This window comes from Sphingomonas liriopis (assembly GCF_024211255.1).
In the GTDB taxonomy this organism is placed as follows: Bacteria; Pseudomonadota; Alphaproteobacteria; order Sphingomonadales; family Sphingomonadaceae; genus Sphingomonas; species Sphingomonas liriopis.
Map to the genome: position 1 here is coordinate 54,639 of NZ_JAMLDY010000005.1, position 14,539 is coordinate 69,177.

A 14,539-nucleotide genomic window follows, 5' to 3' on the forward strand; every position below is an offset into this window, starting at 1 on the left:
GGCGGGTCACAACTTGCCCGATAGCTGGACACCGAAGCGGCGCTGCGATTCATACGCGGGCAGCTGATAGTAGCTGTTGAAATTGTTGCGGACGCGCGCGACGAAATCCGCCTTGAACAGGTTGCGGGCGTAGAAGGCGACCTGCCAGCGGTCGTCCTGCGGCCCGACGCCCAGCGACAGGTTGAAGAAGCCATAGCCCGCCTGCACCTCGCGCGGGTTGCGGTTCGCTTCGTACCAGGTGCGGCTGCGGTACGAATAATTGCCGGCGGCGAACGCCTTGAAATCATCGCCCAGCGCGGCCTCGTAGCGGGCCGACGCATTGTAGCTCCACTTGGGCGACTGGGCGAGCGGGAAGTCGTCGAGCGTCTGGACGCCGTTGACGCAGAAGCCCGGCTGCAGCGCGCTGCCCGCGGGCAGCGTCGGCTGGAGCGGGTAACAGGCGGCGTTGTCGAAATCGGTGTAGCGCGCATCGACATAGGCGCCGTTGACGCCGAACGACAGGCCGGCGACGGGGCGGATCGACAGGTCGACCTCGACGCCGGTCGATTTCAGCTCGCCCGCATTCTGGATGACGAACACCGGCGGGCTGACCGGCAGGCCGACGGTGGTCTGGAAGTTGCTGAACGTCGAATCGAACACCGCGACGTTGAAGGTGATCCGGCGACCCCAGAAGCGCGACTTGATCCCCGCTTCGTAGGATTTGGCGATCTCCGCCTCCACCCGCGCATCGTTGACGATCGCGCCGGGGGTCAGCGACTGGGTCAGGTTGAAGCCCGGTGCCTTGTAGCCGCGCGAGGCGGTGGCGTAGACCATGACGTCGTCGGCGAGGTCGACCTGCGCCCCGACGCGATAGGAGGTCGCGTCGTAGGAGACCGGTCTGGGTGTGAACGAGAAGATCGGCACGGTCGCCGGCACCACGCCCGAATCGGGGCCGGTGCGCGAGCGGTCGAAGAAGCCGGTGACGCGATCGTTCGACTGGCGGATGCCGCCGATCGCGCGCAGCCAGGGCGTCAGCCGCCACGTCACCTCGCCGAACGCGGCGACGTTGCGCAGGCCGTTGGTCACCGTGTTGCGGCGCGGATAGTTGGACGATCCGGGCACGGGGACGCCGAAGAACGCCTGGTTCTGGACGTCGCGGATGTAGAAATCATAGTAGAACAGCCCGGCGACGAAGCTGATCGGGCGATCGGTCGGGGTCGCGATGCGCAGTTCCTGCGTGAACTGGTTGTAGCGTTCGTCGTCGGTCAGCTGCGGGATGCCGATCAGCGGCGACGCCGACAGCCACGGGTCCATCTGGCCCTTCGTCGTCAGATCGCGGTACGAGGTCAGCGACGACAGCGTGAAGCCGTTGCCGAGGTCGAGATCGGCGGTCGCGGTCAGGTAGAAATTGCTGCCGTAAGAGCGCGGCGTGTTGCCGGGATCGGCGACCAGATTGGTCGGCGAGGGCACGATGCCCCGCGCGCGCTCATACGCCTCGACGACGGAGCCGAACGGCGCGGTGTTGGTGAATTCGCGATAGGTGAAGGCGACGCCATGTTCGTTGCGGCCGTCGAACTGCCCCATCAGGTTGATGCGCAGCGCCGCGGTCGGCTCGATCCCCAGCCCGACGCGGATGCCATAGCTGTTCTTGTCGCCCCAGCGCGCGCGGCCGGTGATGTCCTTGACGAAGCCGTCGTGGCCGAACCGCCAGCCGGTGACGCGCAGCGCGGCGGTGTCGCCGAGCGCGACGTTGACCGTCGCATCGACGTTATATTCGTTGAACGACCCGTAGGAGGCATGCGCCTCGCTGCCGTTGACGCCGAGTTCGGGTTTGCGGGTGACGATGCCGATCAGGCCGGCGGTCGCGTTCTTGCCGAACAGCATGCCCTGCGGCCCTTTCAGCACCTCGACCCGCTCGATATCGACGAGGTCCGAGATGCTGCCGCCGACGCGCGCCAATGGCACGCCATCCACCGCGACGCCGACCGAGGATTCGAGCGCGGCACTCAACGCATAGGTGCCGACGCCGCGCACGTAGAAGCTGTTGAGCTTGGCCTCGCCCGATGGCGAGAAGGACACGCCGGGAACGGTCTGCTGCAGTTGCACCGTGCTGACCACGCCCGCCTCGGTCAGCGTGCGCGGCGCGACCGCGACGACCGAGATGGGCACGCGCTGGACGCTTTCGGAGCGCTTGTTCGCGGTGACGACGATGTCCGCATCGCTCGACGCCGCGGATCGGGCCGCGCCGCGTTCGTCGGCCTGGCCAGTGGCTGGCTGGGCGGGCGCGGCAGCATCGGGCTGATCCGCCGCGGTCTGGGCCGTCGCAGTGCCGGCCGTCATCGTCCATGCCGCCCCGGCCAGCCACAGGTGGCGCCGATGCCAGATCCCTCCCGCTCGTCCCATCGATCCTCTCCTCATCCCCGAGCCATTTTTGGTCTCGCTCACTTTGATGGCATGCCATTCTGGCGATTTGCAAGCATTACTTGCGCAATAATCCAGCATATGCCTATCATGGCATGCCATAACGATGAACAGGAGAGGATCATGACGTTCGCCCGCGACGCATGGTATTGCGCTGCCTTCGCGACCGAAATCGGCGACGTGCCGATCGCGCGCCGCATCCTGGGGGAGCCGATCATGCTGGTCCGCGACACCGCCGGCGCGGTGCGTGCGATCGGCGATCGCTGTCCGCATCGGTTCGCGCCGCTGCACCTCGGCACACGCGACGCCGACACGATCGAATGTCCGTATCACGGGCTGAAGTTCGACCTGGGCGGCGCGTGCATCTTCAATCCGCACGGACAGGGGCGCATCCCGGCCGCCGCCCGCCTGCCCTCCTATCCCGTCGCCGAGCGCGACGGCGTGATCTGGCTATGGCCGGGGGATGCGACGCTGGCGGACGAGGGCGAGATTCCCGACCTGCAGCTGATCGATCGCGGCGACCGCACGCCGGTGTCAGGCTATCTCGCCATGTCGGTCGACTATCGGCTGGTGCTCGACAATCTGATGGACCTCAGCCACGCCGCCTATATCCACGCCGGCACGCTGTCGCCGTCGCGGGCGAAGCGCGAATCGCAATATGATTCGGACGACAACTCGATCCGCGTCCACACGCAGATGCGCGACGTGCCGACGCCGTCCAGCCAGGCGCTCTATTTCGCCCACGCCAAGGGCGACTATCATTCGGATATCGAATGGGTGTTCCCGGGGACGCTGCGCCAGCGGCTGGCGATGACCGATACCGGCGGCGAGCCCGACGACGGCGCGGTGACGCGCAACGCGCACCTCATCACGCCAGAGACGGACCATTCGACGCATTATTTCTGGATCCACACGCGCAACCGCCGGATGGACGACACCGCCATCGACGAGCGCACCCGCGCGATCATCACCAACGCCTTCCGCACCGAGGACGAACCGATGATCGCGGCATGCCAGGATTATATGGACGGCCGCGAGTTCTTCTCGCTCCAGCCGCTGTATCTGGAAACCGATTATGCCGGGACGCGATGCCGCCGCGCGATCGAGAAACGGATCGCGGGCGAGACCCGGGGCGTTACCCCGGTCGAGCCACGGCTCGAACGCGCGGGCTGACCCCCCGCGCCATCGTTTGGAAGGACCACCACCTTGGCGACCCGCGCGGCTGCTGCCGATCCTGTGCCCGATCATATCGCCATGCTGGACATCGTCGACCGTCACCTCCGGTGGCTGTCGGCGTGGACGATCCACAACGCCAACCACCTGCGCGACAGCCGCGACGATCTGAAGGTCGGCGGGCATCAGGCGAGCTGCGCGTCGATCAGCACGATCATGACCGCGCTGTCCTTCCACGCGCTCGGGCCGAACGACAAGGTCGCGGTGAAGCCGCACGCCGGGCCGGTGCTGCACGCGATCCACTACCTGCTCGGCACGCAGTCGCGCGAGAAACTGCAGGCGTTCCGCGGCTGGGGCGGCGCGCAAAGCTATCCCAGCCGGACCAAGGACGTGATCCCGGTCGACTTCTCGACCGGGTCGGTCGGGCTGGGCGTCGCGGTCACCGCCTTCGCCAGCCTGGTGCAGGATTACCTCGTCGCGCATAACGCGATTGCCGCGGCCGATACCGGACGGATGATCGCGCTGATGGGCGATGCCGAGCTGGACGAGGGCAATATCTACGAATGCCTGATCGAGGGCTACAAGCACGACGTCCGCAATTGTTGGTGGATCGTCGACTACAACCGCCAGAGCCTCGACCATACGACCGCGGATCGCATGTTCCGGCGGTTCGACGACATCTTCCGCACCTGCGGCTGGCGCGTCGTCACGCTGAAATACGGCAAGCTGCAACAGGCGGCGTTCCGCGAGCCGGGTGGCGAGGCGCTGCGCGGCTGGATCGACCAGACGCCCAACGCCGATTACGCCGCGCTGACCTATCAGGGCGGCGAGGCGTGGCGCGCGCGGCTGACCGCCGATATCGGCGGCGAGCGCGGCGTGCCCACGTTGCTGGCGCGCCGCGACGATGCGGCGCTGGCTCGGCTGATGACCAACCTCGGCGGGCATTGCATGGCGAGCCTGACCGAGGCGTTCGATGCCGCGCGCGACGACACGCCGACGCTGTTCATCGCTTATACGATCAAGGGGCACGGCCTGCCCTTCGCCGGGCACAAGGACAATCATGCCGGGCTGATGAACCCGGCGCAGATCGCGAGCCTGCGCGACGAGATGGGCATCGCGCCGGGACAGGAATGGGAGCCGTGGGCGGGGACGGGCGACAATATGGCCGCCGCGCTCGCCGATCTGGTCGCCGCGACGCCGATCGCGCGGCACCGATCGCCGGTGGCACCGGCGGTGCTGGCGGTGCCGCCGATCGTCCCGCCGGCCGGCGACGAACAATCAACGCAGGCGGCGTTCGGCAAGATCCTGCTTGATCTCGCGAAGGGCGGCTCACCCCTCGCCGACCGGATCGTCACCACCTCGCCCGACGTGACGGTGTCGACCAACCTCGGCGCGTGGGTGAACCAGCGCGGCCTGTTCCGCCGCCAGCAATTGGCCGACGTCTTCCGGCTGGCGCGCATCCCCTCGGCGCAGAAATGGGAAGGCGGCGCCGCCGGCCAGCATATCGAGCTGGGCATCGCCGAGAACAATCTGTTCCTGATGCTGGCCGCGCTGGGCCTTGCGGGCGCGGTCTTCGGCGAGCGGCTGATCCCGATCGGCACCGTCTACGATCCGTTCATCGCACGTGGGCTCGATGCGCTCAACTACGCCTGCTACCAGGACGCGCGGTTCCTGCTGGTCGCGACGCCATCGGGGATCACGTTGGGGCCGGAGGGCGGCGCACACCAGTCGATCAACCCGCCGCTGATCGCGATGGGGCAGCCGGGGCTGCGCCATTACGAGCCCGCCTTCGTCGACGAACTGGCGGTGCTGCTGGCGGAGGCGTTGCGCCTGATGCAGGCGCCCGATGGCGAATCGGTCTATTTCCGGCTGTCGACGCGTGCCGTCGCGCAGATCGCCAGAAGCGACGACCGCTGGCAGGCGGATGCGATCCGCGGCGCCTATTGGCTGAAAGCGCCGGACGAGCGGGCGGAGGCGGCGATCGTCGTGATGGGCACGCTGGCGACCGAGGCGCTGCAGGCGTGGGAGGAGATGCGCGACGATCTGCCGGGGCTCGGCCTGCTGGTGGTGACGTCGCCCGATCTGCTGCACCGCGACTGGAGCGCGGCGACGACCGCGGACGGCCGGCGGCGCGGTGCCGCGCATATCGCAACGCTGCTGGCGGCGCTGCCGCGCGGCGCCGGGCTGGTGACGATGATCGACGGCTCGCCCGGCGCGCTGTCGTGGCTGGGCGGCGTCGATGGCCGGCGGGTGGCGCCGCTCGGCGTCGATCGCTTCGGCCAGACCGGCGACCTGCCCGATCTCTACCGCCACTATCGGCTCGACGCCGAGGCCGCGATCGATGCGATGGCGCACCTCTTCGTGCGCGGCCCATGATCCGCCGCCGGTCGCCGGGATCGGCGCGCGCGAACCGGTGTCTGGAAGCGCTGATGGCGATCGTCGGCCCGCCGGGCGAGGCTCGGCCCGCGGCTCCGGTCGCTCGGGGCTAACGGCGCTTTCCGGACGCTCCATCCACCGGGACCCATTGATAGGCATCGACGATCTCGCCGCGCGGTCGATAGCGCAGCTGCAACACCCTGCCGTCCCGTTTCACGTCCAGCGTCACATACGCCAGCTGATCGCCCTGCAGCGCATCCTGCGGAAAGCCGTTCAGGATCTCGTCGCCGTCGCGCAGTCCCGCGACGGCGGCGTTCGACCCGGCGATCAGGCCGCGGACGATCTTCGGCCTCGCCTGCAACGACGCCATGTCGAACCCCAGGTCGTAGCGGCGCAGCGGCCGGCTCACCCGACGGAAGCGCGGGCCATAGGCGTCCGATGGCGGCAGCACCGTCGCGCCGGCCAGCATCGCGTCGAGGTCGGTGAGCCCCCCGTCGCCGAGCTCCGCCTTCAGCAGCGATCGGTACAGCGCCTCGTTCATCGCGCCGCCGTCGCGCCGCGTCTTCAGCATCGTGCGAACGATATCGTCGAGCGATCGCCGGCCGCCGGACTCCGCGCGGATCTGCGCATCCACCGTCTCGAAGTACAGCGATCCGCGATCGTAGGGCAGCACCCGCACCCGCGTATCGCGCCAGAATCCGTCGGGGATCGCCGCATTGGGCGTCGCGATCTTGATGTTGGTATAATAGCGCCCTGCCGTCTCGTTGAGATCCTTCAGGAAATCCTCGGCGGAGATCATGCCGGCGCGATACGGCAGCGTCCGCTGGTAATGCACCGCCAGCCCCTCGCCGAACCACGACCGGTCGAGCCCGCCGGCGCTGTCCATCGATCCGTCGAGCGAATTGACCCAGCTGTGCAGCATCTCGTGCGCGAGCAGGCTGCGCAGGTCGTCGGGCTTCGACGTCTGGTTGAACGTATAGGCGAAACTGTCGGTCAGCCCGATGCCGCTGCCCGGATTGCGCGCATTCGTCCGCCCGAACACGCCGAAGCGCGGCGGCGTGTAGCCGAAGAAGCCGCCGTAGAAGCGATGCAGCGCCCCGGCCCAGGTCATCAGCGGCGCCATCGCGAACGGCGGCTGTCCCTGCCACGCGGCGAAGAACCCGTCCGCCTCCGGCCCCGCCGTACCGGGACGGCCGCCCATGTAATAAGCCGACGCCAGCTTCTGCGCGGGCAGCGCGGCGGGCGTCGTCACGTCGCCGATGCCGAAGCTCGACACCCCCGCCCCGGCTTTCCCGTATGCCGCGAAGTCCCAGCGTACCTCGACCCGCCGCGGCACGGTGTCGGTCGGCAGCAGCAGGAAGGCATTGCCGGCGGCGGAGAAGGTGCCGCCCTCCGTCCGCATCTCATATTGCGGCAGCGCAAGCGGCGGCGCGGCGGCGTCGATCGGCACGCGATAGCGCACCGTGACCCCGCCATCGACCGCGCGCGACGCCCGCCACCGCCGCGTGGTGTTCGACCCGTCCTCCGCAATGTCCTGCGTCGTCACCGCGATCGGGCCGGCGGCGTCGGACACGCTAAGTCCCTGCACGTCCCTGCCGCTGGTGACGACGGTGTTGGCGACCATCGGCAGCTCGAACAGCGCATCCCCCGCCGCCGCGTGCATCCCCTGTACGACCAGCGTGACGTCGACGAACGGCACATGCTGCGCCGCATCCGGCGCGCCGGGCGCGAGGCGGACGACGAGCCGCGGGCCGTCGGCCGCGCCCGGTGCCGCGGCGGTCAGCAGCAACGCGGCGACGGCCGGATATGTGCGCAACGCTCGGCCGGTCATGATACCTCCCTCGTCGTGACGATCAGCCTGTATTTGATGCCGTCAGGCTGACCAACCTCCCGCCGTTCGCCCTGAGCCTGTCGAAGGGCATTGAGTCTCACCTGTGCTTCGACAGGCTCAGCACGAACGGGGTGGTTTGAAGTCCTTGCTCTAGCCGCGTGCCGGCGCGAAGTCCGGTCGCAAACGCCCTTCCGCACCGCCGGCTGCGCATAGACTATTCGCCGATCGCCATCCCCTTCATGCCGTCGGCAGCGGCAACCGGTGCGTGCACTTCACTTCCGACAGCGTCGCGATCGATCGGATGTCCTCGACCCCGGGCAGCCGCAGCAGCGTGCGGAAGGTGAAATTCTGATACCAGGCCATGCTCGGCGCCAGCACCTTCAGCATCACGTCCATCTCGCCGAACAGCGTATACGCCTCGGTGATCTCGGGGATGTCCTCGACCGCGCGCATGAAGCGGTCGCGCGCCTCGTCGCTCAGCCGCCCCATCTTGAGCTGCGCGAAGATGTACATGCTCTCGCCGAACTTCTCGCGGTCGAGCACCGCGACCTGCGCCTTGATATAGCCTTCGTCCTTCAACCGCTGGATGCGCCGCCAGCAGGGCGACTGCGACAGGCCGACGCGATCGGCGATCTCGCTCGACGATTCGGAGGCGTCGATCTGCAACCGGTCGAGGATCTTGAGGTCGAGGCGGTCGAGGGCGTCAGCCATGTTTATGCGTCGTTCCGGCGGAATGAGAATGGAATTGGCCGTGCTTTGACCATGATCGGCGCCGATCGACAAGCATTTGCGCGCCGCCGGGCCTAGCCTGATGCGGACACGCTGGCGGAGAAGCAGGAATGACGCGTGACGAGCTGGCGATCTTCGATAGCGAGGCGGTGCGCGCCGGCCTGCCCTATCGCGACTGCATCCATGTGGTGCGCGAGGCGATGCAGGCGCTGTCCGCCGGCACCACCCGCCAGCTGCTGCGCACGATGCTGTCGCTGGGGCCGGGCCGCACTTTCGCGCAGATGCCCGGCGCATTGGGCGAACGCGATATGTTCGGGACCAAGACGATCAGCGTCTTCGCCGACCCACAATCCCCCGGCAAACGCCGCCACCGCGGGCTGGTCGTGCTGTTCGAACCCTCCGAAGGCCGCCCGGTCGCGATCGCCGATGCCGAGGAGATCACCCACATCCGCACCGCCGCCGCCAGCGCGGTCGCGACCGACGCGCTCGCCCGCGCCGATGCCTCCACGCTGCTGATCGTCGGCACCGGGGGGCAAGCGCACACCCACCTCCACGCACTGCCGCTGGTTCGCCGCTTCGATCGCATTCTGATCTGGGGCCGCTCGCCGGACAGGGCCGATGCGCTGGTCGCCGCCTTCCCCGACCTGCCCTGCGAACGCGCCGACGACCTGGAGGCCGCCACCCGCGCCGCCGACGTCGTCTGCACGCTGACCACCGCGGCGCAGCCCGTGATCCTCGGCGACTGGGTCCGGCCCGGCTGCCACGTCAACCTCGTCGGATCGAGCGGCCCCGGCCCGGTCGAGGTCGATAGCGCGCTCGTCGTGAAAAGCCGCTACATCGCGGACAGCACCGCCTCGGCGCGCGATGCCGCCGCCGAATTCCTCATCGCGCGCGACGCCGGCCTCGTCACCGACGACCATATCGTCGCGGAAATCGGCGAGGTGCTGCTCGGCCGCGTGCCCGGCCGCACCGGGCCCGAGGACATCACCCTCTACAAATCGCTCGGCCATGCGGTGCAGGACCTCGCCGCCGCCGCGCACCTCTATCGGAGTGCGCACCGTTGATGCTCCCCGTCATCCTCGCCCTGCTCGCCGCCACCCCGGCCCACGAACGCCTGTCGGTGATCGCCAACGGCGAAAAGGTCGGCAGCGTCGATGCCACCCGCACCGGCGATCACGTCGCGATCCATTACGACGTCAAGAACAATGGCCGCGGCCCGACGATGGACGAGGCGATCGACCTCGGCCCCGACGGCGTGCCGCTGCGCTGGACGCTCGACGGCAAGGCGACGTTCGGCGGCGACGTCCACGAACGCTTCGCCCGCGACGGCGGCGTGGCGCGCTGGACCGACGCGATGGGCGCGCGCGAGGCACCCGCGCGCGGCACCGCGCTCTACATCGGCCAGTCGGCCAGCCCCTGGGCGCTCGGCCTCTACGCCCGCGCGCTGCTCAAGGCGCCGAACGCGACGCTCCCCGCGCTGCCCGGCGGCCAGCTGCACATCGACCGGCTCGGCCCCGCGACGATCCGCGGCGTCCGCTATCAGGCCTATGCGATCAGCGGCATCGACCTGTCGCCCGAACTGATCCTGCTCGACGAGCGCCAACAGCTCTTCGCGGTGCTCGACACCGGCGGCGCGACGGTGCGCGAAGGGCATGAGGGCGACGTCCCCGCGCTGGCCGCGCTCGCGACCCGCCTCACCGCGGAGCGCTACGCTGCGCTCCAGACACGCTTCGCGCACCGCATCGACGCGCCCGTGCGCATCCGCAACGTCCGCGTCTTCGATCCGGTCACCGGCACGCGCGGTGCGCCCGTGTCGGTGGTATTCGCCGATGGCCGGATCACCGGCATCCAGCCTCTCGACGCGCCCGCCTCGCCCGGCGAAGCGTCGATCGACGGCGCCGGCGGCACGCTGATGCCCGGCCTGCACGACATGCATGCGCACGTCAGCCTCGAATCCGCGCTCCTCTATCTCGCCGCCGGCGTCACCTCGGTGCGCGACATGGGCAACGACAACGCCTTCCTGCCCGACCTTGTCCACCGCATTGCCGCGGGCGAGGTCGCCGGCCCGCGCATCACGGCCAACGGCTTCCTCGAAGGGCGCAGCCCTTATTCCGCGCGGCTCGGCATCGTCGCCGACAGCGAGGCCGCGGCGCTCGACGCCGTCCGCTGGTATGCCGCGCGCGGCCATTGGCAGATCAAGATCTACAACAGCATGAACCCAGCATGGGTGCCGGGAATCACGCGCGAGGCGCACCGGCTGGGGATGACCGTGACCGGCCATATCCCCGCCTTCACCAACGCCGATGCGATGATCGGCGCGGGCTATGACGAGGTGACGCACATCAACCAGCTGATGCTCGGCTGGGTGCTGGAGCCTGAGGAGGACACGCGCACCCCGCTGCGCCTGACCGCGATGAAGCGCACCGCGACGCTCGACCTCGCCGCGCCGCGGGTGCGGCACACGATCGACCTGATGGTCGCCGGCAGAATCGCGCACGATCCGACCGCGGTGACGCTGGAACTGCTGATGGGCGGTCGGGATGGCACGCCCAACCCTGCGGTCGCCGATTACATCGATCACCTGCCGATCGGCCTGCAACGCCGCCGGCGCCAGGCGATCGCGCCGATCGCCGGTCCTGCGGACGCCGCCGCCTATGACGGCGCGATGGCGAAGGTGAAGCAGGTGCTCAAACTGCTCCACGACCGCGGCATCCGCCTGCTGCCGGGCACCGACGACCAGACCGGCCTGTCGGTCCACCGCGAACTCCAGATCTACGCCGAGGCCGGCATCCCCGTCGCCGACGTCCTCCGCCTCGCGACCCTCGCACCCGAACAGTACATGGGCCACGATCAGCAGCTCGGCTCGATCGCGCGGGGGAAGCTCGCGGATTTCATCCTGCTGCCGGGCGATCCGACGCGCGATCTGGCCGAACTGCACCGTATCGCGATGGTGGTGAAGGACGGCACGATCTACTTTCCGTCGGAGATCTATCCTGCGTTCGGCGTGAAGCCTTTCGCTGCCGCACCGAAACTGACGCTGCCGCCGACGGCGGCGAAGACGGCAGGCTCAGGCCCGGCGCACGACGCAATGGACGAATACCTGTTCTAGTGGTGGCGGGCATAGGCCCCACCAACCGTTCGCCCTGAGCCTGTCGAAGGGCCGCTCTCCACCCGCGTCGGCGCCCGTGGAGAGCAGGGCTTCGACAGGCTCAGCCCGAACGGGTCGGCGGGGCTCACCGCCCAGCCGCTACCTCCGCCACGAAGCGATGCAGATCCCCACTCAGCGCCGCCAGCCCCTCGGCGTCCTCGAACGTGGAATGGCCCGCGGCATAGCGATGGAACGCGACGCGATCCGCGGGCACGCCATGCTGCTCGATCGCGAACTGCCCGGCATAGACCGGCGTGGTGATGTCGTAATAGCCACCCGCCGCGAACATCCGCAGCGTCGGCTTCGCCGCCATCGCCGCCTTCAGATACGGCGCGAACGACATGGCGCGATAGCTGCCGCCATAGTCCTTGTCCCAGGTCCATGTGAAGTTGATGCCGAGGTTCAGGCTGCGATAGGCGCTCGGCAGCGCATAGCCGAGCTCGTCCTTCAGATACGTCTCGACCGTCGTCGCCGTCCCCGATCCCAGCGACATCGACGGATCGTCGAACGGCGGGCGCAACCGGCTGTCGGCGATCGCGCGTGTCGCCCGCCCGTCGAGCTGCCCGGTGCGCAATCCCTTCGCCGCGAGCAGCCCGAGCATGAAGTCGCGCCGCTCCAGCCGCAGGTCCTTCGCCATGATCGTCGCCGCCGGGATTCCGGTCAGCGCCGCCATCCGCGCCGCCACCCGCTGCTTCTCCGCCGCGGGCAGCGCCGGCCCCTGCATCAGGGCGGCGGCATAGTCGGTCTGCGCGAAATGCAGCGCCGCGTCATACCATTGCGCGACGCTCTGGCCGCCGCGATCGACCGCATCGTGATACCAGGCGACCGCCGCCAGCGTCGGCAGCAGCACCGCATCCGACACCACCGGCCCGTCGCTGTCGCCGACCGCCAGCGACAGCAGCACGACGCCGTCGGGCAGCGGCTGCTTCGCCTTCATCGTCTCGTTGAGGATCGCGAGCGCGCGCGCCGTGCCATAGCTTTCGCCGACCAGCAGCACCGGTGCGTCGCTGCGCCCGTTCGCCGCCAGCCAGCGCTGGATCATCGACGCGACCCCGCGCGCGTCGCCGCCGACGCCGAAATAGGCCGACGCATCCTTGCCCTTGACCGGCATCGACGCGCCGGTGCCGACCGGATCGATGAACACCAGATCGGCGACGTCGAGCAGCGTGAAGCGATTGTCCTCGAGGTGCGCGGCATCGCCGCTACCGACCATCCGCCGCGGTCCGAACGCCTGCATGTGCAGCGGCGAAGACGATGCCCCCGGCCCGCCGTTGAACACGAACAATACCGGCCGCTTCGCCCCGCCCCGCGGGCCTTCGGCGACATAGGCATAGCTGACACCGACCGCGACCGGCGTGCCGTCCGGCCCCGGCATCGGCTGTTCGCTGACGATCGCGCGATAGGCGAACGGCCTGCCGCCCAGCGCGATCCGATGCCGCGTCGTCACCACCCGCGCGCGCGCGGCGTCGCGCGGCACCATCGGCTCCATCGCGCGCAGGAAGGCCGGCGACATCGGCGCATTGCCCTCGTCCTGCGCATGCAGCGCGGCGGGCGTGAGCAACAGCGCGGCAAAGGGAGCGAGACGGCGCATCGGCAGCGATCTTTCGTTTGGGGTCATGCGCGGGGCAGCGCGGCGAGCAGGCGCTCGATATCGTCCATCGTGTTGAACACCGACGGGCTGACGCGGAAGCGGTTGCGCGACAGCGTGATCTGCACCTTCGCCGCCTTGAGCGGCGCGGCGAGCCGCTCGCGCGCGCCCTCCATCACACAGGTGACGAGCGGCGTCCGGCTCTCGGGCGGCGTCACGACGCGATAGCCGCGGCTCGCCAGCCCGGCGTGCAGCCGCCGCAGCAGCGGCTGGCGATAGCCGGCGATCCGATCGACGCCGAGCGCGAGGATATGCTCCAGCGACCAGTCGAGCATCGCCGACACGACATGCGCATGCGTGCCGCCGGCGAACAATCCCTCCATGTCGGGGCGCGGCGTCACGTCGGCGATGGGGTAATCCGCCTTGGTCGCAGGCGCGTCGAACGGATAGACGTGCGGATCGAACCCGCCAAGCTGGTAATAGCCATAACGCGTCCGCCGCAACCGGTCGTGCAGGTCGGCGCGGACGTAGAGGAAGCCAAGCCCGAAATCCCCCATCAACCATTTATAGCTGGCGCAGGCGGCGAAATCGACGTTGCTGGCGCGCACGTCGATCGGCACCGTGCCGGCAGCGTGGATGATGTCGGCATAGACGAGCGCGCCCTTGGCATGCGCGATATCGCACACCCGTTTGAGGTCGTGCTCGAAGCCGTTGTACGTCGACACCAGCGACAGCGCGACCAGCCGCGTCCCCGGCACGATCGCGCGCTCGATATCGTCGATCGCGATCCGGTTCGCGCGCGGCCGCAGCCAGACGACCTCGACCCCCTGTTTGGCAAGTTCCTCGTAGAGGTAGAAGGAGCCGAAGAAGTGCAGCGTATCGGTGACGATCCGCCCCTTCTCGCGGGGGAAGCCGAGCGCATCGATGATCGCCTGTTCGCCCGCGGTGGTGCTCTGGACGAAGGCGATCTCGTCCGGCGACGCGTTGATGAGCTTGGCGAAATTCGCCTTCACCCGCCCCTCGACCGCGTCGGTCGGGAAATAGCCGTCCATCGTCGCGCGCTGGTCGAGATACGCCCGCGCCGCGTCGCGCGCGCCGATCGGCACGGGATGCATCGTCCCCGAATCGAGGTACGTCCCCGGCATGGCGGCGAAGCTGGCCCTGTCCGGCAAGGCCGCTGGGTCCGGCAAGGCCGCGGGCGCCGCCACGCCGCGCGCCGCCAGCGGCAGGGCCGCAGTCCCCGCCAGCACGTTGCGCCGTGTCACCCCTTCGGTCACCATCATCCCCCTTGTCG

9 protein-coding genes are annotated in these 14,539 nt (G+C 69.0%); 4 read left to right on the top strand and 5 right to left on the bottom strand.

The window, feature by feature from the left end; genetic code table 11:
* Positions 1-6: 6 nt before the first annotated feature.
* Complete coding sequence (locus M9979_RS05125) at positions 7-2,319, bottom strand: TonB-dependent receptor (protein ID WP_254288266.1); 2,313 nt, start codon at positions 2,317-2,319, stop codon at positions 7-9.
* Between the two features lie 204 nt (positions 2,320-2,523).
* On the opposite strand from M9979_RS05125, the gene M9979_RS05130 reads away from it, so the two are divergent.
* Both M9979_RS05130 and M9979_RS05135 read left to right on the top strand, forming a co-directional pair.
* Positions 2,524-3,573, top strand: a complete 1,050-nt coding sequence (locus M9979_RS05130; RefSeq protein WP_254288267.1) for an aromatic ring-hydroxylating dioxygenase subunit alpha — start codon at positions 2,524-2,526, stop codon at positions 3,571-3,573.
* An 81-nt stretch (positions 3,574-3,654) separates the two neighbouring features.
* Positions 3,655-5,949 carry a transketolase gene (locus M9979_RS05135; RefSeq protein WP_254288404.1) on the top strand — a complete coding sequence of 765 codons (2,295 nt, stop codon included), beginning with the start codon at positions 3,655-3,657 and terminating at the stop codon, positions 5,947-5,949.
* A gap of 109 nt (positions 5,950-6,058) precedes the next feature.
* On the opposite strand, the gene M9979_RS05140 is transcribed toward M9979_RS05135, so the two are convergent.
* Positions 6,059-7,780: a M61 family metallopeptidase gene (locus M9979_RS05140; RefSeq protein ID WP_254288268.1), complete on the bottom strand. Its 1,722-nt coding sequence runs from the start codon at positions 7,778-7,780 to the stop codon at positions 6,059-6,061.
* A gap of 237 nt (positions 7,781-8,017) precedes the next feature.
* Positions 8,018-8,491, bottom strand: a complete 474-nt coding sequence (locus tag M9979_RS05145; protein WP_254288269.1) for an Lrp/AsnC family transcriptional regulator — start codon at positions 8,489-8,491, stop codon at positions 8,018-8,020.
* Positions 8,492-8,619: 128 nt separating this feature from the next.
* Between M9979_RS05145 and M9979_RS05150 the strand changes: the two genes are divergently transcribed.
* Together M9979_RS05150 and M9979_RS05155 are read left to right on the top strand one after the other, a co-directional pair.
* Positions 8,620-9,573 (top strand): ornithine cyclodeaminase family protein, encoded by a 954-nt coding sequence (locus tag M9979_RS05150; RefSeq protein ID WP_254288270.1) that lies wholly within the window; start codon positions 8,620-8,622, stop codon positions 9,571-9,573.
* Positions 9,573-11,618, top strand: coding sequence for an amidohydrolase family protein (locus M9979_RS05155; protein ID WP_254288271.1), 2,046 nt, complete (start codon positions 9,573-9,575; stop codon positions 11,616-11,618). The genes M9979_RS05150 and M9979_RS05155 overlap by 1 nt, the downstream gene beginning before the upstream one ends.
* A gap of 124 nt (positions 11,619-11,742) precedes the next feature.
* On the opposite strand, the gene M9979_RS05160 is transcribed toward M9979_RS05155, so the two are convergent.
* Together M9979_RS05160 and M9979_RS05165 are read right to left on the bottom strand one after the other, a co-directional pair.
* Positions 11,743-13,248 (bottom strand): S10 family serine carboxypeptidase-like protein, encoded by a 1,506-nt coding sequence (locus tag M9979_RS05160; protein ID WP_254288272.1) that lies wholly within the window; start codon positions 13,246-13,248, stop codon positions 11,743-11,745.
* A 23-nt stretch (positions 13,249-13,271) separates the two neighbouring features.
* Entirely contained in the window at positions 13,272-14,528 is a 1,257-nt protein-coding gene (locus M9979_RS05165; RefSeq protein ID WP_254288273.1) for an aminotransferase class V-fold PLP-dependent enzyme, read from the bottom strand.
* Between the last annotated feature and the right edge of the window lie 11 nt (positions 14,529-14,539).

What these genes read in the sequence shown, in the direction of transcription:
- M9979_RS05125 (WP_254288266.1), bottom strand. Translation starts at nt 2,319, where the DNA reads ATGACGGCCGGCACTGCGACGGCCCAGACCGCGGCGGATCAGCCCGAT.
- M9979_RS05130 (WP_254288267.1), top strand. Translation starts at nt 2,524, where the DNA reads ATGACGTTCGCCCGCGACGCATGGTATTGCGCTGCCTTCGCGACCGAA.
- M9979_RS05135 (WP_254288404.1), top strand. Translation starts at nt 3,655, where the DNA reads ATGCTGGACATCGTCGACCGTCACCTCCGGTGGCTGTCGGCGTGGACG.
- M9979_RS05140 (WP_254288268.1), bottom strand. Translation starts at nt 7,780, where the DNA reads ATGACCGGCCGAGCGTTGCGCACATATCCGGCCGTCGCCGCGTTGCTG.
- M9979_RS05145 (WP_254288269.1), bottom strand. Translation starts at nt 8,491, where the DNA reads ATGGCTGACGCCCTCGACCGCCTCGACCTCAAGATCCTCGACCGGTTG.
- M9979_RS05150 (WP_254288270.1), top strand. Translation starts at nt 8,620, where the DNA reads ATGACGCGTGACGAGCTGGCGATCTTCGATAGCGAGGCGGTGCGCGCC.
- M9979_RS05155 (WP_254288271.1), top strand. Translation starts at nt 9,573, where the DNA reads ATGCTCCCCGTCATCCTCGCCCTGCTCGCCGCCACCCCGGCCCACGAA.
- M9979_RS05160 (WP_254288272.1), bottom strand. Translation starts at nt 13,248, where the DNA reads ATGCGCCGTCTCGCTCCCTTTGCCGCGCTGTTGCTCACGCCCGCCGCG.
- M9979_RS05165 (WP_254288273.1), bottom strand. Translation starts at nt 14,528, where the DNA reads ATGATGGTGACCGAAGGGGTGACACGGCGCAACGTGCTGGCGGGGACT.